Here is a 21,895-nt window from a genome sequence, read left to right on the forward strand (position 1 = left end):
ACAGGAGTCATAAAAAATGAAAAGAGGTAAAAAAATGTTTATTGTCATTCTATCAATACTTGGATTACTAGCCCTTATAACTTGGGGTGCCATCGCCTATCTTGGACGAAGTCAGAAATTATCAATAAAATCCATCGAAAACCCCAGAGGAGATCTGTATTTAATTCATATCACAAAGCCGAGTCATCAAACCTGGAAAGCTGGGGCTTTTGCTAAGTTTACACTCCCTGATACGTCGTCCGCTACTAGGAAAAACGAAGCTAAGGGAGATCAGACCAGTCGATGGCTAACCATTGCCTCCACACCTGATGAAGATGAAATCCTCATTCTAACGCATAATAGTGGTAGCCACTTTAAAGAAACTTTGGCACATTTACCGGCTGGAAGTGAGATTGAGATGAGTTGGCTTGAATCCTCTTTAACCGTTAAAGATACGAACCAGCCACTAGTTTGCTTTGCATCTGATGTTGGTATGTCTGCTCTACGCCCCCTTATCAAAGAATGGGCTGGTAAAGCTCCGATTATTCTCAACCATTTTGATAAAGGAGTTACTATTTTCGATAATGAGATGAAGGAACTGGCTCAAAACACATCGAATTTTACTTATAAAACTAGCGATGAACTTTCTCAAAGTCAAGCATTTTTTAAACGTGCTATTGATGAATACGGCAATCAAGCCAGCTATCTCATCACAGGTCAGCCTGATGATGTAAATGAGATAAAGAATTTTTTAAAGGAAAATGGCATTGATAACAAAAATATCCAAGTAAGCTCGTTTACAGGTTTGAAATAAAAGCAATCTGTCTTCTGTATATCTGAATCATTCCGGTTCTATAATTTATAGGGTTGATGGAGAAAATCCACCAACCCTATTTTAGTGTATACAAAAAGGGCTTCACCCCTTATATTAAAGGCGTCCAAACTATTTACTACAACAACTAAAAAAGGAATTAAGCAACCTGACGCTGCTTAATCCCTTCACTAAAATTGTTTCATCAACCCTATTTGACAAAGAGCCTGAAAAAATCCTGCTAGTGATTTCTCACCAACAGGATTTATCGAACACCTGATTTATCTCAGTATTCTTTTATGCTAATGTTTTTAAGGTTGCAATACGTTCTAGAACTGCTTGACGTTGATCAGCGTATTCTTTACCTTTTGCACGTTCTGCTTCTACAACAGCTTCTGGTGCTTTCGCAACGAATTTTTCATTTGATAATTTTTTCTCTACACGATTTACTTCATCTTGTAGTTTAGCCGCTTCTTTTTCTAAACGAGCAATTTCGTCATCAATATTAATTAATCCTGCTAATGGTAAGTAAATTTCAGCTCCACTAATCACACTTGTTACAGCGTGGCTTGGTGCTTCTACATCTAAACCATATTCAAATGATTCAGGATTACAGAAACGAGCAATATAGCTTTCATTTTCTGATAAAATAGCTTGAATATCTGCGCTTGAAGTTTTGGCAACAATTGCAATTGGTTTCGATAATGGTGTATTCATTTCATTTCTGCTTGTACGAACTGAACGAATAAAGTCCATTAAGAATTCCATTTTTTCTGCTGCTACTTCATCCATTTGACTTTCTTGTACAACTGGATATTGAGCAACTACTAATGAATCTCCAATATGAGGAACTGATTGCCAAATTTCTTCTGTTACGAATGGCATAATTGGATGTAATAAACGTAATGTTTGATCTAATACATACACTAAAATACTACAAGTTGTTAACTTAGCAGCTTCATCATTTCCTGCTAATGTTTCTTTAGACATTTCAATATACCAGTCACAGAAATCATCCCAAATGAAGCGATACAATAGACGACCTGCTTCACCAAATTCAAATTTCTCGAATAATTCTGTTACTTTAGTAATGACTTGATTTAAGCGAGTTAAAATCCATTTGTCTGCTAATGTTTTTTCACCAGTGATATCTAATTGATCCACTGTTAAGTCACCAATATTCATTAATGCATAACGACTTGCATTCCAAATTTTATTGATAAAGTTCCATGCAGCATCCATTTTATCTGTTGAATAACGAACGTCTTGTCCAGGTGCTGAACCATTTGCTAAGAACCAACGTAATGCATCTGCTCCGTATTGTTCGATGACTTCCATTGGATCTACACCATTACCAAGAGATTTACTCATTTTACGTCCTTGGCTATCACGAATTAATCCGTGAATTAATACATTTTTAAATGGACGTTTGCCAGTAAATTCTAACCCTTGGAACATCATACGACTTACCCAGAATGTTAAAATATCATAACCTGTTACAAGTGTACTTGTTGGATAGTAACGTTTATAGTCACTAGCTTCAACATCTGGCCAACCCATTGTTGAAAATGGCCATAATGCAGATGAGAACCATGTATCTAATACATCCACATCTTGTGTCCAGTTTTCTGCATCTGCTGGAGCTTCCATTCCAACGTATACTTCACCTGTTTCATTATGATACCATGCTGGAATTTGATGTCCCCACCATAATTGACGAGAAATTACCCAGTCGTGAATATTTTCCATCCAACGTAAGTAAGCATCATTAAAACGTGGTGGGTAGAAATTAACCGTATTGTCTTCTTCTGCACGTTGTTCTTGAATCGCTTGTTCTGCTAAAGGTCCCATTTTAACAAACCATTGTTTTGATAAACGAGGTTCAACCACTACATCTGTACGTTCAGAATGTCCCACACTATGAACATGTTTTTCGATTTTTACAAGAAGACCTGCTTCTTCTAAATCTTTGACAATAGCTTTACGAGCTGCAAAACGATCCATACCTTCGTATTTTCCAGCTAATTCATTCATTGTAGCATCATCATTCATCACATTTACACGTGGTAAATTGTGACGATTACCAACTTCAAAGTCATTTGGGTCATGGGCAGGTGTAATTTTTACAACCCCTGTTCCAAAATCTTGTTCAACATACTCATCAGCAATAATTGGAATTTCTTTTCCAACTAATGGCAAGATAACTGTTTTTCCAATCAATGCTTGATAACGTTCATCTTCAGGGTGAACTGCAACTGCAGTATCTCCAAGTAGCGTTTCAGGACGAGTTGTTGCAACTTCTAATACTCCACTTCCGTCTGCTAATGGATAATTCATATGGTAGAAAGCACCTTCTACATCTTTATGAATAACTTCGATATCTGATAATGAAGTTTTTGCTTTTGGATCCCAGTTAATAATGTATTCTCCACGGTAAATTAAGCCTTTTTCATATAACGTTACGAATACTTTTTTAACAGCATCTGATAGTCCTTGGTCTAATGTGAAACGTTCACGGCGATAGTCCACTGAAATTCCCATTTTTGCCCATTGTTCACGGATATGGCTTGCATATTCTTCTTTCCATTCCCATGTTTGTTCTAAGAATTTTTCACGTCCTAGGTCATAACGAGATAAGCCTTCTCCACGTAATTTTTCTTCTACTTTTGCTTGAGTCGCAATTCCTGCATGGTCCATCCCTGGTAACCATAATGTATCGTATCCTTGCATACGTTTTTGACGAATAATCATATCTTGTAATGTAACGTCCCACGCATGTCCTAAGTGTAATTTACCTGTTACATTTGGTGGTGGAATAACGATTGAATAAGGTTCTGCATTTGGATCTTCATTTGGATGGAAGACTCCTGATTCAACCCACCATTGATATTTTCCCGCTTCAACTTCTTGTGGTTGAAACTTTGGTGACATTTCTTTTGCCATTCTTTTTCCTCCTTGATGAAATAATTTTGATACAATAAAAAAATCCTATGAAGATTCACTTCATAGGACGATTATTTTCGTGGTACCACCTAATATTCGCATCAGAACTGATGCCTTTAACGTTGTTAACGAAGTCTACTCCGAGCTAAGTTACTATCATTCCCCTAGCCAACTTACAAGCTACCTTCATACAAATTTGTTAAGAAGTTTCACCAACCCTTCTCTCTCTATCAACTAAAATTCGTATTACTCCTCTTGTGCAATGCATTTATTCTATGCCATATAGTCTACCATTGTTTAACCATACTTGCAAATGATTTTCCTTGCATGTATCACACTTATTTTTTCAAGAAACGACGCATTGAGAAAATCGAACCAAATGATCCAATTAAAATCCCAACTCCAGCCATCGCCCAAGACAAACGATATAAGAAAGGATTTGGTGCTAATAAGCTAAAGTTTGACCCCGCAAAGAAATCACTTCCGCCTTTATAAATCCATAAATATAAAGCCCACAATAAAGCAATTGGTACAATTGAGCCAATTAACCCAATTAATCCGCCTTCTAAGAAGAAAGGCCAACGAATATAAGCTTTTGTTGCTCCTACTAATTGCATAATTTCAATTTCCGTTCTACGAGCATGAATCGTTGCACGAATCGTATTGGAAATTAAAAATAATGCAATAATTAATAGTACTGAAATCACACCAATCCCAACATTTCTAGCGGTTGATATGACTTTAAATAATGTATCCGCACGTGCTCCTCCATAGTTTACACGAGCAACATAATCCATTTTTTCAATGGTAGTTGCAACTTCCTTCGTTTGTTTTGGATTTTTAGTGCTCACATCAAAAGCATTTCTTAGTGGATTACTATCATTTTTAAATAATTCAAATTCTTGTGCGACACTCTTAGTGATATCTTCTAATTCTTCATCTTTTGAACGGAATTTTACAGAAGCAACTGTATCTAATGCTTCAATTGCTGCCTTTAACTCTTCAGTCTTTGTTTCATCGGCTGCTAAATCAATATACACACGAACATTCACATCTTGTTCAACATCTGTCGCAATTTTATTCATATTAAATAATAATGAAACAAAAATTCCTACTAGTAACAATACCATTGAAACGGCAGAAATCGCACCAAAAGTTGACCAACCATTTCTAAATAAGCTTTTAACGGCATCACGAATATGACGCCACATTGTTCTAATCTTCATATCCGTACTCCCCTTCCTCTTGGTCACGGACAATACGACCCATTTCAATAGCCAGTACACGATGTTTCTTTTCATTAACAATTTGACTATTATGGGTGGCCATTACAATGGTTGTCCCTTGTTGATTAATTCTTTCTAAAATATCCATAATTTCCATTGAAGTTTCTGGATCTAAGTTCCCTGTTGGTTCATCAGCTATTAAAACAGCAGGATTATTAACAATTGCTCTTGCAATTGCTACACGTTGTTGTTCTCCCCCTGACAATTGATCAGGAAACATCATCATACGATGTTTCAAGTTTACTAAAGCTAATACTTCTTCAACTTTTCGTTGAATTTCTTTTGGTGCTTTTTCAATTACTTCCATCGCATATGCAACATTTTCATATACTGTTAAACGAGGTAACAATTTAAAATCTTGGAACACGACTCCTACATAACGTCTTAAATAAGGAATTTCACGTTCTCTCATTTTTGTTAAATCGTATTTCCCTACCGTAATTCTTCCTTTAGTAGCTTTTTCTTGACGATACATCATTTTTATAAATGTTGATTTTCCTGCACCTGATGGGCCAACAACATATACAAATTCTCCATCTTGAATTCTGACAGATAAATTATTAACGGCTAAAATACCTTTTCCATATTTTTTTGAAACATTCATCATTTCAATCATGTGCTCACCAGCTTTCTCTATTCATAGTCTATGTCTTATCCATTATACCATTTTTATGATGACATTCTATTGACAGCATATTACAAACAGATGTCAATTTTTAGATTTTCTTATTTATAAACATGATTACATAACTGTGATAGATAAAAAAACATATATTGTAAAGTTTCTTCTTTAATGCTATGAGGAGTTATAAATTCCATATTCGGTACCCACTGTTCTAAATTTTGACATCTAAAATGTTCCAATACTGATTTAAATGGATGATTATAATGTTCCGTTAACATTCCTCTTTCAAAAGTTGATAAAGTAATCCCTAATCTTAACAACGGAATTCCTAACCCCTCTAATAGTAAACGAAAGATTCTCAATGTTATTTCAAATTGATTAGACGAGGACTTACCAAAATACTTCTCAATCATTTCTTTCCATTTTTCAATCAACTCCCTTGAAGAAGTTTCTCCATTGAACCATTTTTCCTCCAACTCATAACCAATTATGTCAATCACAAATAGTTGAATAACATTTATATTCGTTAATGAAATAGGATTTCTTCTAAGTGACAAGAAATTTTTCAGTAAAATATGAAAGACTTCTTCAGTAGTTCCAATTTCAACAAAATAATTTGAAATCATTTGAGCAATATCTTGGGAGATGATAGGGAGCAATGTCGTATAATATCGAAATGCTTCTTTTTGATAGAAAGAATATTTTTCGTGAGTTTTATGTGCTGAATAAATATTGAAGTAAACTTCTCCAAATAATTTTAAAAATTCAAATAACGAAATAGAATATGAATGATATGGTGATAAATAGATTGAAAATTTATGCTTATCTTTTTTTATGATAGATTTTTGACTAAATTCGACAGAAATTTTATAAGATTTTAAAAGAGCACTAACTTGATGAAGGAAGAAATTAAAGAAAGAAACAGCTTGTTGCTGCGTAATATTCAGTTCACGTACAGTAGCATTTGTAGGATATTTTTTAGAGAGAAAATAAGAATGATACATTTGAATGACTTTGTCTCGATGTTTTTTTATCTGATGACAACTAGAGCAGACAAAGTCCTCACCATATATGTAAGATAAAATTTCTTGATAGGTTGGAGAATACAGATGAAATTTTTCAGAATAATAATTCATATAAAACAATCGAAGATTGTCTAAATCTTCTTCAAATGATAATTCAAATAATTTAGGAGTTAGACATTCTAACCATTTTACTTTTAATTCATCTTTAGCCTCTTTTAAATTTTTCACAAAATATTTTTTTGCATATTTCTCCTTTAAATAATAATCAGAAATTTTTTGTATTTTACTTTTCTCATATAGGGTTAGTTCATCTATATGATTCATAAAATATTGGTAGATTTTCTTTGAATTTTGAGATTTCAGATATTTATCCATAAACTCAAATTGAAAAATATTATCCCGTTGATCCAACTGATATTTATCAAAATATTCGTATTTTTGACTTAATTCTTCAATTAAATCAAGTGTATCGAATAATCCACGAAGTTCACTAACTGTATATTGCATTCCCAAACCCCCCTTTTATTTTCTAACTCTATTTTACCGCTTTCATCGTTATAAAACAAATGTTTTTTGACTTTTTTCCGAAAAATAAAGTTGTTTGAATTTTATATCCAAACAACTTTATATGATTTACTATTTTAGTAGCATTAGCCATGAGATTCGCTTGCGAAGCTGCTGGCGTCCTCTTGCTACTATATCCAAAAAGTCATTTTTTATTCCGTCTCTCCAGATAATGCCCATTTTAGGTACGCATCCATAAATGGGTCTAAATCTCCATCCATCACAGCACCAATATTCCCTGTTTCATGACCCGAACGCAAATCTTTCACTAATGAATACGGATGAAACACATAATTTCGAATTTGAGAACCCCATGCAATATCTTTTTGCTCCCCACGAATTTCAGCTAATTCAGCTGCTTTCTTCTCTTCTTCTAATTGATATAATTTTGTTTTTAACATCGCCATCGCTTGATCTTTATTTTTAAATTGCGAACGCTGCGCCTGACTTTGCGTTACAATTCCAGTTGGAATATGCGTAATACGAACAGCTGATGAAGTTTTATTAATATGTTGCCCACCAGCACCGCTCGCACGATAGACATCAATTTTCAAATCGTCCGGATTAATTTCAATATCAATATCCCCTTCTAATTGAGGCATAATATCAATGGAACAAAATGAAGTATGGCGTTTTCCGGCAGCATCAAATGGAGAAATTCTCACTAAACGATGCACCCCTTTTTCGCTCTTTAAATAACCATAAGCATTTAATCCTTCAATAGATAAAGTCACAGATTTAATACCTGCTTCTTCTCCATCTTGATAATCGACTGTTTCGATACGATATCCATGTTGTTCAGCCCATCTTATATACATTCTTAACAACATACTTCCCCAGTCTTGTGATTCTGTACCACCAGCTCCTGGATGAATTTCTAAAATCGCACTACATTTATCATGAGGTCCACTTAGTAACATACTTAATTCATATTTTTCTAATTCTTTTTCAACGCTATAAACACGTTCCACTAATTCCTTATGAATTTCTTCTTCTGGATCTTCCTTATACATTTCAAATAGCAGTTCCACTTCTTCTACTTGTAGTTCTAATTGATGAAAAGTATCATAGACTGCTTTTAATTCATTACTTTTTTGAATGACAATTTGTGCTTTTTCATTATCATCCCAAAATCCAGGTTCTGACATTTGTTGCTCATAAGAAGCAATATCTTCTTCTAAATGATCTAAGTCAAAGAGACCCCCTATAACTTGTCATTTGCGTATTCATTTTTTCTAAAGCATTTCTAATTTCACTAATTTCCATACCATTCTCCTATCTTTTTGTAAAAAGGTAGGCTGGACTTTTGCCCAGCCTACTTCTTATTATGCTTGTTCTGGTTCTTCAGTTGGACGATCATGCCCTTGGGCAATCACGCTTCTAGCACCTTGCACTTGTTCACGTTGTAAGTTTTGACGAATTTGAGATTTCATCAAGATACGAGTTACATCATAATCAATCGCAGCAATCATTTGTTGGAAACGATTGAATCCTTCTGTTTGATATTCAGTAAGTGGGTCGATTTGTGCATATCCACGTAACCCTACACCCTCACGCAATTGATCCATATCATCGATATGATCTGTCCATTTACGGTCAACAACTCGTAAAATCACAACTTTTTCAAACTCAAGCATTTGAGAATCCCCATTTAATTGCTCTTGTTTCTCTTTGTAAATTTCCATTGCTTTTTCATTTAATAGACCTTCAATTTCTGATGGTGTTTTACCTTTCAAATCAGATAATGAAATATCATCTGGATGACAAATAGCACTTGTAGCAAAATCTACTAATCCATCTAAATCCCAAGTTTTCTTCTCACCTAATGTATGATTTTCTACCATACGATGAATTGTTCTACGAATCATTGATTTCGTTACTTTTTCTAATGAATTTTCTTCATTAATAATTTGTAGTCTTTGCGAATAAATGATTTCACGTTGTTCACGCATCACTTCGTCATATTGTAATACGTTTTTACGTGTATCATAGTTATTTCCTTCTACACGTTTTTGAGAAGATTCTACTTGACGAGATAACATTTTACTTTGAATGAAATTGTCATCTCCATTTTCGTCAATATTTAATCTTTCCCAAATGGCTTGCATTCTTTCTCCACCGAAACGTTTCATTAAGTCATCTTCTAATGATAGGTAGAATTGAGTTGCACCTGGATCTCCTTGACGTCCAGAACGTCCACGTAACTGGTTATCAATACGACGACTTTCATGACGCTCTGTTCCGATAACACACAATCCACCTAATTCTTTAACGCCTTTACCTAACTTAATGTCTGTTCCACGTCCTGCCATGTTTGTCGCAATTGTAACGGCTCCACGTTGTCCAGCCATCATAACGATTTCTGCTTCTTTAAAGTGGTTTTTCGCATTTAATACTTCATGAGGAATTCCTTCTTGATGTAGCATTTGTGAAATTAACTCACTTGTTTCAACGGCTACTGTACCAACAAGAATTGGTTGTCCTTTTTCATGACGTTCTTTAATATCACGTACTACCGCTTTAAATTTACTCTTCAATGATGGATAAATCACATCATGCGCATCAATACGTTGAACAGGACGGTTTGTTGGAATCGTAATAACGTTCATATTATAAATTTCACGGAATTCTTCTTCTTCTGTTTTAGCTGTACCTGTCATCCCTGATAATTTACGATACATACGGAAGAAGTTTTGGTATGTAATTGTCGCCATTGTTTTAGATTCATTTTCAACTTCTACACCTTCTTTAGCTTCAATTGCTTGGTGTAATCCATCTGAATAACGACGACCTTCCATGATACGCCCTGTAAATCCATCTACGATTTTTACTTGTCCTTCATCTACTACATAATCGATATCTCGGATCATAATGTAGTTTGCGCGTAATGCTTGGTCAATATGGTGAACTAATGCTGAATTATCCACATCATATAAGTTTGGTAAACGGAAAGTTTGTTCTGCTTTATTAATACCTTCGTCTGTTAATGAAATAGATTTCGAAGTTAAATCAATCGTATAGTCTTCATCTTCTTTCAATGCTTTAACGAAGAAATCTGCACGTTGATATAAAACGGTAGATTTTTCAGCTTGACCTGAAATAATCAATGGTGTACGAGCTTCGTCAATTAAAATTGAGTCTGTTTCGTCAACTACCGCATAGTTTAATGGACGTTGTACCATTTGTGATTTATAAACGACCATATTATCACGTAAGTAGTCAAATCCTAACTCACTATTTGTACTATAAGTAATATCTGCATAATAAGCAGCACGTTTTTCTTCTGGTGATTGTCCAGTTAAGTTTACACCTACACTTAATCCTAGGAAATTATATAATTCTCCCATTTCTTTCGCGTCACGTGTAGATAAGTATTCATTAACGGTTACTACGTGTACACCATCACCTGAAAGTGCATTTAAATATACAGGCATTGTCGCTGTTAATGTTTTACCTTCCCCTGTACGCATCTCCGCAATATTCCCATTATGTAGAGTGATACCTCCCATAATTTGAACTTTATAAGGGAATAAGCCTAAAACACGTTTAGCACCTTCACGTACTAAAGCGAATGCTTCTGGTAATAATTTATCTAATGATTCTCCTGAAGCATATCTTGCTTTGAATTCTTCTGTTTTTACTGGAAAGTCTGCATCACTTAATGCTTCCATTTTACTTTCCAAGCTAATTACTTTATCTGCTATTTTTTCAAGTTTACGAACTTCGCGTTTGTTATTTTCAACTAATTGCTTTAAAAAATTTGCCATTCTCTGACTCCTTTATATTTTTCTTTCTAAATCATCTATCTTGCAAATGAGTATACCAGTTGCATCTTATTCATTTTACCATCATTATTCAAAATAGAAAAGAAAAAAAGGCAGAGTTGGAAAATTTTTTTCCAACTCTACCTTAAAGAAGGATTTTATGCATTTGTTTCAATTAAACCATATTTACCATCTTTACGACGATAAACAATATGTGTTTCATTTGTTTCTGCATCTTGGTAAATAAAGAAGTTATGACCTAACATATTCATTTGTAAAACCGCTTCTTCACTATCCATTGGTTTTAAATCAACACGTTTGGTACGTACAATCTCTAATACTGATTCATCTTCTTCCACTGTTTCAGATACAACAGGGGCAACAAGCACTTCAAATCCTTTTTCACGAGATTTACGATTAATTTTTGTTTTATGTTTACGAACTTGTCTTTCTAATTTATCAATCACTAAGTCAATACTACCATATAGGTCTCCAGAAGTTTCTTCTGCACGTAAGACTAAATAAGGAAGAGGAATTGTTACTTCAACTTTTGCAGTTTTTTCAGAATATACTTTCAAATTAACATGAACCGTTGCATTAGCAACATCTCCAAAGTATTTTTCTAATTTTGAAAGTTTCTTTTCAGCATAATTACGAATTGCTTCAGTAACTTCAATGTTTTCTCCACGAATATTATATTTGAACATAATAATCTCCCCTTTCATCTGGCTATGCCAGACTGAAGAAATCTCTTAAGGACCACTCTTAAGAATCCCTTCTTTTGATTTCTTTCTATGGTTTCATTATAAACCTTTTTCTTATTTTTTACAACCGTTTTCAAAAATGTTTAGGAATTCCTAAACATTTTTTAACATTGTAATTTTTTTTATTCATTTTTTCCAAAAAACAATTCAATTTACCAAAATATCAGGAATTAAATGGATAAACACTATTGACAGAAACCGTTTTCATTATTATGTTAAAGATAACTTATAACACAAAGAAGTGTTATTTTATGGAAAAAGTTTTTTGCGATTCCTTCTCGTTATGTTCAAGGAAAAGATGTGTTTAAAACAGGTCTTTTCCATGTTTTAGCTTTAGGAAATCGACTACTTCTTCTATGTGACCCAATCATTTATGATTTAGTTGGAAAAGAATTAGAAGAAAATTTAGTTGCTGCTCACGCCATCCATAATAGATTCACTACTTTACATGGCGATATTCACTCTCTTACTCACGGTGAAAAAGTAGCTTATGGAACATTAACACAACTATTATTAGAAAATCGTCCTAAAGAAGAATTAGATAAATATATTACATTCTACAAAGAATTAGGCTTACCAACGACATTAAAAGAAGTAAAATTAGATACTGTACCATATGAAGATTTACTAAAAATCGGTCGTTTAGCTACACAAGATGGCGAAACAATCCATCAAATGGTGGTTCAATATACTGCTGAAGATGTAGCCAATGCTCTAGTTGCTCTTGATCATTACGTGACAACTCGATTTTAATTATTGAAGAATATATTTTATTCAAAAGATAATACTAATCAGCTCAAGCAGATAACTGCTTCTGCTGATTTTTTTGAATATTTCCTAAGTAATTCATTACTCATATATAAATACTTCATTAAACACAGTATAATATAAGTAAAAAATTCATCTAAATTCATTGGAATCATTAAAATTGAACGGAGGATCATTATTTTAAAAAGAATTATTGCTTCTACTAGTTTATTAGCATATCTATTATTACCTTTTTTCGATATTCAAATGATGAATGTATTTTATCCTAACTTTTTAAGGGATAATCATACTGCTCTTTTGGGAATATCCATTTTATTTATCCTGAATATCGTATTAACAATGTTAGTCATTACTCTATCAATCAAAACTAACCTACTGGAATCTCGTATGATAACTGTTGGAATCTATCTTTTTATTGGATTACTCCTTCTTATTTTGATTATTGGTATTCCAAAAATTTTACAAACTTATGTTTTTACCCAATTGATTACATCCCTTTTTTCATTCACTTTTGTTTTTGGGGTAGTTATTTCTTTAACTGTTTTATCAAAATTTTAAACAGTATCTATATTTAAATTTAAAAGGAATTAAGTAACTTTAAATGACTTAATTCCTTTTTGTTTTCTCCTGTTATCGAAATACCGTAAACAATTTGACGTCCTCTATCCCTTTTTCCTGTAATAACTTAGCTGCTAGTCGAATGGTTTTCCCAGTCGTATAAATATCATCAAACAGTAAAACTTTATCCGGCAAGTTTACCTCTTCTTTCAATACAAAGGGTTGTTGCAATTGCATTCTCTCTTCTCTCGTCTTTTCAGATTGTTTTTTCCCTTTTCCAATATGGTAAAGGAATTGCTGATACGGAATTTTCGATAGTTCTAGAAAGTACTCAACCGATTCAAACTCTCTTTTTTCTAAACTTTGTTTAGAAGTGGGTAGTGGACAAATCGTATATCCTTGTTTGAGATATGTTTTTAACGCCCTTTTCAAATCTTCTTGGATTAAAAAAGCTACAGCACAATCTCCTGCAAATTTATATCGTTCCATAAATTCTTTTGCCTGTTCATCATACACATATAATGCTTGATTCTTAGGGAAATAAGACTCCATCTCTTTCCAACGAACGCAGTCATAACAGAGTGCCGCTTCCTCCATTAAACGACCACATCCCGGACAAGTAGGTTCCTTTTCCAATGAGTGGAATAATTTTTGACACTGACGACAAATCGGTCTTGAATTCCACATGAATAAAGAACTAATTCCTGAATCTGCTGTTACATCCTTTCCACACCATACACAACGCATTTTAGTCACCTTCTATTAATCCTCTTTTTCTAGCTTCTTCATTCAATGATTCAATTTCTTTTTTAGCTTGTTTCATTGCTCGACTCATTCCTTCATAAAAATAGACAACTTCTCCCCCTGGATGATCTACACTTCTGCCTACTCTTCCTGCAATTTGTACTAACACTTCCCTTGTAAAAATCTCTTCTTGAGCCTCTGTTACAGCTACATCAATTCCATAAAAAGTAACTCCTCTCTCAAGAATCGTTGTTGTAATTAGAAAATCTAACTTTCCATCTCTCATTTGTTGTATTCTTTCTTGTCGCTGATCCTCTTGAGAGGAAACACTGGAAAAACTTGCATTCGAAAAAGCTCGACTCATCATCTCTTCCACTGCACAAATTTGCCCAATCGTTGACACAAATATTAAAAACGGAGTTTTTTCATCTAGTCGCTTCTTCATCCAGAGATACAACTCTTGTGGAATTTTTTTCTTTTCTAAAGCGCTATTCCAATTTCGTAATTCCTTAAACAGAGGTACAACAAGAGGATGCCGATGGAATCTTGCTGGTAATAAAGAGTACGATAGTTGATGATGTTGAATTTTGTACAACTCCAACTTTGAAGGTGTTGCTGTCATAAAGACTAGCCTTCCCGTTGGTTTAACCGCACGATGAACCGCAAATTGTAACATGTCACTATCAGAATAAGGAAAGGCGTCCACTTCATCTATCATTAAAACATCAAAAGCATGATAAAATCGCAACATTTGATGAGTCGTGGCAATAGTAATAGGGGTTCTTTTATAACTTTCATCCGTTAATCCATGTAAAACAGTCACCTCTTCTAAAGGAAAGGCTTCTTTAATTCTGGGAGCTAATTCGTTACATACATCAATTCTTGGAGCTGCTAATCCAACTCTTCCTCCCTTTTCTAATACTGTTCGAATTAATTCAAAAATCATTTCAGTCTTTCCCGCTCCGGTAACGGCCCATACTAAATGTTCCTTATCCGTTACTTCTACTAATTCTTTTGATAATTTTTCCTGTTCTTTAGACATCGTATGCTTGTAATATAACTGAACGGAATGCGGTGGAAATGCCGGAGTTTGCTCCTCAACAGCTACTAGTACGCAACATTCTTTTACTTTCCCCATATTTAAACATCTCAAACAATAATGGCAATTTTTCTGGCAAATGATACAAGGTCCCACAGCAAACTCTTCAACATTTTGATTGCCACAACGATTACAAACAAATTTTCCACTTCCCTTATGAAATCCAGGCAATACTTCTCCCATTTGTTCTAATGTAGCATCTCTTTGCGATTGAAACTTCACTTGAATTCTTCCTTGTTCTTCCATCACACACCTCCTAATCTTTATATACGAAAAAAGCAGCGAAAAAATTCGCTGCTTAAAAAATTTTATACTATTTTTTCAAAACGAAGCTTATTTAGCAGCGACACCTTTATCAGCTACTAATTCTACTTCTTCCCAACCAGTTCCGTTTTCAACTGTAATATTCATTTTCTTCACACGTTTATTAACAGCTGTTAATTCAAATGTATTGAAACGAGGAATTGCAAATGGGTTTTCTTGAACGTATTGTTGCCATTCTAAGAATAATTGTTTTTTAACTTTTTCATCGAATGTTTCGTCAGATGAAATACGTTGTAATAATGCTGTATGTTTTGGTTCTACAAAGTGACCAAAGTTGAAGGCAGCTTTTGGTCCATATAATCCATCTGGAGATGGGTTAAATCCAATTGTAAATCCTCCAGTCCACATATCAAAGTCATCAGCATATTTTTGTAATTTTTCTGCATAAGTTTGGAAGTCTAATGTACGACCATTTAATAATTGTACATTTAATCCAACTTCTTTCCACCATGTAATGTATTGTTGTAATACTGCTTCTGCAGTTTCACTTCCTTTAGCTGCTAAGAAGTTAATCACTAATGGTTTTCCTTCTTTATCTTCTACAAGTCCATCGCCATCAACATCTTTATAGCCAGCTTCTTTTAAGATTTCTTTTGCTTTTTCAGGGTTGTAGTCGAATCCTGGAACGACATCTTTACCTACATATAAGTCTTTGAAGAATGGAGATAATAATGTATTGGCACGAACAGATAAGCCGTGATAAGTATCTTTCGCTACTGAATCATTGTCGATTGCATATCCAATTGCTTTACGTAAAGCCACATCATTCATTTTCTTAGAAGGATCTACTACGTGTTCGCCTTTAGCTGCATCCCAATGTCCTACATTAAAACCAGTATAGCTAATTTGGTTTGTCATTAATCCTAATAATGAAATGTTATCTAAATCTTTGAATGTTTCATATTGATCAGAAGGCATACCACTTACAAAATCATAGTGACCTGCTTTTAATTCTGAAACAATTTGCTCACTACTTACAACATCTAATTTCAAGTCAATTTTTGGTTGACCTTTATAGTAATAAGGGTTTTTCTCAAAGCTTACAGATTCACCTGGTACGATGTTTTTAATAATGAATGGACCACTACCCACTACTTTTGTACGAGAGTAATCTGAAGTAATCATTTCTTGATAAGTCATATCTTTATAAATATGTTTTGGAATCATTAAAGTATTGACAGCTTCTCCACCATACTCTAACGCTGGATAAACTTCTTTTAAGTGAAGTTTGACAGTTTGATCATCAACTTTTTCTAAACCTGAAATTGATGATGCTTTTCCTTCATGGAATTCTTCTACCCCTTCAACATTTAAAATATCTTCAGAGAAACGAACTCCTTCATAATCTGAACGACTTAATACTTCATATGTGAAAATGTAGTCATCAATTGTTAAAGGTTGTCCATCTGACCATTTATAATCTCCCTTTTTCAAATGGATTGTAAAAATTTTATTTTCACGGTCTAACTTATACTCAGCCATCCCTTTGCTATTGTCAATTTTTTGATTTCCATCATAACCAAATAAATTAGTGAAAGCCAAGTTAACAATATCTCCATCACCAGAGTCGATATATAAAATAGGGTTAAATAATCCTTTAAATGGTGAGTTTGATACTTGTGCATAATTTAGTGTTCCCCCACTAATTGCAGTACCATCGTTTACCACCTCAGTTTTAAATCCGTCTTCAACAGGAGCCTGTACTGATGAAGAAGATTGTTGTTTGTTACCACATGCTGCTAATGCTAGCGCAGCAGTAACGCTAAGAAATCCTGTATATAATTTCTTGTTTTTCATATTATCCCTCCTAAGTTTTTAAAAAACTAATGAATGTCAAGATAGTAACAAAGTTTAGAACTCATTTCAATATTTATTGCAATTTCTAATAGATATTTCATCATTTTTTAATGTTAAAAACATATCTATATATTATGATTATAACCTTTTATAGTTATAGATAATTTTTATAACGATAAAATTTACAAAAATTATGATACACTTTATTGATTCTTCTACTCATTTTTTAATTTTAAACAACAAAAAAGACTTTTCGTTATAGCATGACAGGAAACTCGCTCTTGCAAAACTGCTTGCATCCTTTGCTATTATAGAAAAGTTACTTTTTTTCGTACTCTCATAAACACCTATCCAATAAGAAAAGACTTTTCTCTATAGCATGAGTCATAAAAGCCATCACACCGGCTTTTATGACAGGAAAATTCGAGACCTTAGGCTCGAATTTTAGCAATGAAACTCGCTTTTGCGAGGTTGCTTGCGTCCTCTGCTATTTTAGAAAAGTCTTTTCGTAACCTTATTACGCTTGTTGACTAACAATATAGTTTACAGCATCTCCAATTGTAACAATTTGTTCGGCATCTTCATCAGAAATCTGAATTCCAAATGCATCTTCTAATTCCATGACTAATTCAACGACATCTAATGAATCAGCACCTAAGTCTTCTTGGAATGTTGTATCTTTTGTAATTTTTAATACATCGACACTAAAACGTTCCGAAATTAATTGAATTACTTTGTCTAGTACTTCTTGCTCTGACATTTGTTGTCCTCCTTGTCTAAGCGATTTCTCCCTACACTCCTAATTGCTATACCTCTATTTTACTCAAATTTGGCTTTATTGTCTATCATTTCTTTTGAAAGCACTTTATTTTATATAGTACTATGATAAACTATTTTTCCAAATTTCAGCTTGTTCTTTTGTAGTTAGCACAAAATGTCCTGGAGTAATTTCAAAAATTTCTTCTGGTTCATTTTGAACGGTTGGCTGATAAATCACTCTTTTACGATTTCTTTCATATTGAGGGTCTGGTAAAGGAATTGCTGATAATAGACTCTTCGTATACGGATGGAATGGTTGATGATAAACAGCATCAGCAGTTCCTAACTCAACTATTTTGCCTTGATACATGACTGCAATTCGGTCACTAATATATTTGACCATTGATAAATCATGCGCAATAAATAAATACGTTAATTGTTGCTCTTTTTGTAATTTTTTTAGTAAATTCACAATTTGAGCTTGAATTGATACATCTAACGCTGAAATTGGCTCATCACAGACAATAAAACGTGGATTTACTGCTAAAGCTCTTGCAATCCCAATTCTTTGACGTTGCCCACCAGAAAACTCATGTGGATAACGATTCGCATGTTCTGGATTCAATCCTACCATTTTCAACAATTCGTTTACTTTTGCATCTCTTTCTGCACGAGTTTTTACGATACCATGGATATCCATTCCTTCAGCAATAATATCTCTAACTTTCATTCTTCCATTTAATGAAGCATACGGATCTTGGAAAATCATTTGAGCTTGTTTTCTAAACTCTTTTAAGTCTTTAGTCTTCGTTGGAATTTCTTTTCCATCAAATAAAATTTGTCCGTCAGTTGCATCATTTAATCGTAAAATCGAACGACCTGTCGTAGACTTTCCTGAACCTGATTCTCCTACAAGACCAAAAGTCTCACCTTCAAAAATTTCAAAACTAATATCATCGACTGCTTTTACAACTTGTTTCGAAGAAGAACCAAAGTAACACTTTAAGCCTTTAACTTCGACTAATTTACGTTTACTCATTTGTCACTCTCCTACTTTCAAATTGTGCCCAGCGTTTTTGAATTTCTTCCGGTGGCTCTACTTTTGGAGCACGTTCATCTAACAACCATGTTGCTGCAGCATGTGTATTCGACACAGCAAACATTGGTGGCATTTCTTCAAAATCAATATCTAATGCATAATCACTTCTTAGGGCAAATGCATCTCCTTTTGGAGGATTTAATAAATCTGGTGGTGTTCCAGGAATCGTATATAAGGATCCTTCCTCTTCTAAAGAAGGCATTGAGCATAATAATCCCCAAGTATATGGATGTCTTGGATTGTAAAAAATTTCATCGACTAGTCCATATTCTACAATCTTCCCAGCATACATTACAGCCACTCTATCTGCAACATTCGCTACAACTCCTAAATCATGCGTAATAAAAATAATAGAAGTGCCATGCTTTTGTTGAATTTCTTTTAATAATTCTAAAATTTGTGCTTGAATCGTTACATCCAATGCAGTTGTTGGTTCGTCCGCAATTAAAATATCTGGATTACATGCTAATGCAATCGCAATAACAATTCTTTGTCTTTGTCCACCAGAAAATTGATGTGGATAATCATTCACTCTTTTTTCCGCATTTGGAATTCCGACTTGTTCTAATAATTGAACGGCTTGTTGCAAGGCTTCTTTTTTCGATAATTTTAAATGCTTGATCATTGATTCCGCCACTTGCATACCAACTTTCATCGTTGGATCTAATGACGTCATTGGATCTTGGAAAATCATCGCAATTTTCTTCCCACGAATTTGTTGCATTTCAGATTCTGATTTTTCTAAAATATTTTCTTGTTCGAAAATAATTTCTCCGTTTTCAATTAACGCATTGGCAGATAATAATTGAATAATGGATCTAGTTGTAACAGATTTACCTGAACCAGACTCACCAACAATCGCTAAAGTTTCTCCTTTTTTCAAGTCAAAATCTATCCCTCGAACCGCTTGAACTTTTCCATCAAATGTTTGAAAGGATACTTGTAAATTTTTTACACTTAAAATTGTTTCACTCATACATTTCTCCTATTCTTTCATTTTTGGATCAAAGGCATCTCTTAATCCATCTGCTAATAAATTAAAACTAATCATTAAAATACATAATACAGTTGCCGGGAACCACATTAAATGCGGTAAAAATCTAAATGTTTTATAGCCATCATTAATAAGCGAACCTAATGAGGCATTTGGTACTGGAACCCCAATTCCTAAGAAACTTAAAAATGCTTCAAAGAAAATTGCTGAAGGAATTGAAAACATCGTTTGAATAATAATAATTCCAGCAATATTTGGTAATAGGTGTTTCAATGCAATTTTCCAAAAACTTTGTCCTAATGATTTAGACGCTAGGACATATTCTAAATTTTTTAATTTTAATGTTTGCGCACGAACGACACGGGCCATTGTTAACCAACTTGTAACCCCAATGGCTAAAATAATTGTACCGACACCTGGTTGTAAAAATAACAACATTAACACTAAGATAACTAAGTTTGGAATAGCCGTCATAATTTCTAAAATACGTTGCATCACTGTGTCTACACGACCACCAAACCAACCAGAAATCAACCCATATAATACCCCTACTGTTAAATCAAACATTGCAGCAGCAAAAGCAATTAATAATGATAATCTTGTTCCATATAAAATTCGAGATAATAAATCTCTTCCTAAACCATCTGTTCCTAAATAGTAATAAGTCCCTTCAGGAACTCCTGCTTGAGCATATGCATCTACTCCCGCTCTCATCCCTTTAAAAATACCAGGAATTTTAGCTGGTAAATTCGCAAATTGAACATTTTGTTCCAATGGATCATGCGGACTAATAAAAGGGGCTAATAATGCAAGAACGATAAAGAGAACTACAATTCCTAACGATACAACTGCTCCCTTATTTTTTTTCAATCGTCTCCATGCATCTTGTAAAAAACTTTGAGGAGGAAGTGAAATAGTTTCCACTTGTTCAAAAGATGATGCTACACGTTTAAATGCTACTTTTTCTGTCATTATGAAGCTTCTCCTCCTTGTGTTAAACGAATTCTAGGATCAATAAATCCATATAGTAAATCCACAATTAAAATTGTCACAACAAGTAAAAATGAATACATCATTGTCACACCCATAATCGTTGGATAATCATTTGTTAAAATGGATTTAACAAATTGCTCCCCAATACCAGGAATGGCAAAAATATTTTCAATGACCATTGAACCTGTCATTAAACCAACTAATATTGGACCAGCAATAGTCACTAAAGGAATTAACGCATTACGTACCCCATGTTTCATGACCACTTCCATACGGCTCAAACCTTTTGCACGTGCTAATTCCATATAATCAGACTGTAACACTTCAACCATTTCCGTACGAATAAAACGAGCAGAATCCGCTACTGGAGAAATAGATAATGCTAAAGTCGGTAAAATTGAAGAAATAAACCCTTGATTCCATAATGCAATTGGCAAAATCGGAAAAATAACGCCGAATACTAATTGTAAAACAACTGCAAATACGAAACTTGGCACTGAACGTCCAATAATCGCAAAGAAAGTTGCTCCAGTATCCACAATTGTATTTTGTTTCATCGCTGCCACTAATCCAAGCAATGTACCCATTCCCATACCGAAAATTAATGCTTGTAGCCCAATTTGAAACGATGGGCCTACACGGCTAGATAATAAATTTAAGACTGTTGAATTATATTGGAAAGACATTCCTAAATCTAATCGAACTAAACCACCTAGATAAATGAAATATTGCATCCAAACTGGTTTATCCAACCCATATTTTGCATTCATAATTTGTAATTGAGCATCTGTTAAATTTTCTTCATTTGCATATGGCGAACCTGGTAATAATTTCATCAAGAAAAACGTGATTGTCGCAATTAAAAACAATGTAACAATCATGTAGAATATCCGTTTTAAAATATATTTCGTATATTGATTCATGTACTTCCTCCTGAAAATACTCTTCACTTTTTAATAAAGAATGTTTTATCTATCATACTATTTTTAGCTTTTATAA

General features: G+C 33.8%; 16 protein-coding genes, 1 pseudogene and 1 other annotated feature. Of the genes and pseudogenes, 2 read left to right on the top strand and 15 right to left on the bottom strand.

Going from position 1 to position 21,895, the window contains the following annotated elements; translation table 11 throughout:
- Positions 1-16 precede the first annotated feature (16 nt).
- Positions 17-793, top strand: coding sequence for a ferredoxin reductase (locus RWM24_RS00075; RefSeq protein ID WP_314077014.1), 777 nt, complete (start codon positions 17-19; stop codon positions 791-793).
- A 294-nt stretch (positions 794-1,087) separates the two neighbouring features.
- Here RWM24_RS00075 and RWM24_RS00080 read toward each other — a convergent pair whose 3' ends face one another.
- The 7 genes from RWM24_RS00080 to hpf all read right to left on the bottom strand — a co-directional run bounded on the left by RWM24_RS00080 (position 1,088) and on the right by hpf (position 11,704).
- On the bottom strand, positions 1,088-3,733 hold the full coding sequence (locus RWM24_RS00080) for a valine--tRNA ligase (RefSeq protein WP_314110422.1): 2,646 nt from the start codon (positions 3,731-3,733) through the stop codon (positions 1,088-1,090).
- Between the two features lie 60 nt (positions 3,734-3,793).
- Positions 3,794-4,005, bottom strand: a binding site (T-box leader).
- Between the two features lie 66 nt (positions 4,006-4,071).
- Complete coding sequence (ftsX, locus tag RWM24_RS00085; protein ID WP_314110424.1) at positions 4,072-4,959, bottom strand: permease-like cell division protein FtsX; 888 nt, start codon at positions 4,957-4,959, stop codon at positions 4,072-4,074.
- A complete protein-coding gene (ftsE, locus tag RWM24_RS00090) occupies positions 4,949-5,635 on the bottom strand; it encodes a cell division ATP-binding protein FtsE (RefSeq protein ID WP_314110426.1) in 687 nt (228 codons plus the stop codon). Before ftsE ends, ftsX begins: the two co-directional genes overlap by 11 nt.
- Positions 5,636-5,745: 110 nt before the next feature.
- Positions 5,746-7,176, bottom strand: a complete 1,431-nt coding sequence (locus RWM24_RS00095) for a hypothetical protein (protein WP_314110427.1) — start codon at positions 7,174-7,176, stop codon at positions 5,746-5,748.
- A gap of 209 nt (positions 7,177-7,385) precedes the next feature.
- Positions 7,386-8,499, bottom strand: a protein-coding gene (prfB, locus tag RWM24_RS00100) for a peptide chain release factor 2 (protein WP_399539109.1) whose coding sequence is annotated in 2 segments (ribosomal slippage) — positions 7,386-8,438 and positions 8,440-8,499 — 1,113 coding nt in all. Because the reading frame shifts where the segments join, the coding sequence is not laid out codon by codon here.
- A gap of 59 nt (positions 8,500-8,558) precedes the next feature.
- The gene (gene secA, locus RWM24_RS00105) at positions 8,559-11,000 is read right to left on the bottom strand and encodes a preprotein translocase subunit SecA (protein WP_314110431.1); all 2,442 of its coding nucleotides are present in this window, start codon (positions 10,998-11,000) and stop codon (positions 8,559-8,561) included.
- A gap of 155 nt (positions 11,001-11,155) precedes the next feature.
- Positions 11,156-11,704 (bottom strand): ribosome hibernation-promoting factor, HPF/YfiA family, encoded by a 549-nt coding sequence (gene hpf, locus RWM24_RS00110; protein ID WP_314110433.1) that lies wholly within the window; start codon positions 11,702-11,704, stop codon positions 11,156-11,158.
- 462 nt (positions 11,705-12,166) lie between these two features.
- Between hpf and RWM24_RS00115 the strand changes: the two are divergent.
- Positions 12,167-12,514: pseudogene (locus RWM24_RS00115) on the top strand (iron-containing alcohol dehydrogenase); the annotation flags it as partial.
- Positions 12,515-13,159: 645 nt separating this feature from the next.
- Here the strand turns inward: RWM24_RS00115 and RWM24_RS00120 are convergent.
- From RWM24_RS00120 to RWM24_RS00155, 8 genes are all read right to left on the bottom strand, one after another.
- A complete protein-coding gene (locus RWM24_RS00120) occupies positions 13,160-13,834 on the bottom strand; it encodes a ComF family protein (protein WP_314110434.1) in 675 nt (224 codons plus the stop codon).
- Position 13,835: 1 nt separating this feature from the next.
- Positions 13,836-15,176 carry a helicase-related protein gene (locus RWM24_RS00125; protein WP_314110436.1) on the bottom strand — a complete coding sequence of 447 codons (1,341 nt, stop codon included), beginning with the start codon at positions 15,174-15,176 and terminating at the stop codon, positions 13,836-13,838.
- An 87-nt stretch (positions 15,177-15,263) separates the two neighbouring features.
- Entirely contained in the window at positions 15,264-17,051 is a 1,788-nt protein-coding gene (locus RWM24_RS00130; protein WP_314110438.1) for an oligopeptide ABC transporter substrate-binding protein, read from the bottom strand.
- Positions 17,052-17,568: 517 nt separating this feature from the next.
- The gene (gene acpP, locus RWM24_RS00135) at positions 17,569-17,811 is read right to left on the bottom strand and encodes an acyl carrier protein (RefSeq protein WP_006703534.1); all 243 of its coding nucleotides are present in this window, start codon (positions 17,809-17,811) and stop codon (positions 17,569-17,571) included.
- A 120-nt stretch (positions 17,812-17,931) separates the two neighbouring features.
- On the bottom strand, positions 17,932-18,849 hold the full coding sequence (locus RWM24_RS00140) for an ATP-binding cassette domain-containing protein (protein ID WP_314110440.1): 918 nt from the start codon (positions 18,847-18,849) through the stop codon (positions 17,932-17,934).
- Complete coding sequence (locus RWM24_RS00145) at positions 18,842-19,885, bottom strand: ABC transporter ATP-binding protein (protein ID WP_314110441.1); 1,044 nt, start codon at positions 19,883-19,885, stop codon at positions 18,842-18,844. The genes RWM24_RS00140 and RWM24_RS00145 overlap by 8 nt, the downstream gene beginning before the upstream one ends.
- A gap of 9 nt (positions 19,886-19,894) precedes the next feature.
- Positions 19,895-20,875, bottom strand: a complete 981-nt coding sequence (locus RWM24_RS00150; RefSeq protein WP_314110444.1) for an ABC transporter permease — start codon at positions 20,873-20,875, stop codon at positions 19,895-19,897.
- On the bottom strand, positions 20,875-21,819 hold the full coding sequence (locus RWM24_RS00155) for an ABC transporter permease (protein ID WP_314110446.1): 945 nt from the start codon (positions 21,817-21,819) through the stop codon (positions 20,875-20,877). The genes RWM24_RS00150 and RWM24_RS00155 overlap by 1 nt, the downstream gene beginning before the upstream one ends.
- Positions 21,820-21,895 lie beyond the last annotated feature (76 nt).

This window comes from uncultured Granulicatella sp., assembly GCF_963516875.1.
In the GTDB taxonomy this organism is placed as follows: Bacteria; Bacillota; Bacilli; order Lactobacillales; family Aerococcaceae; genus Granulicatella.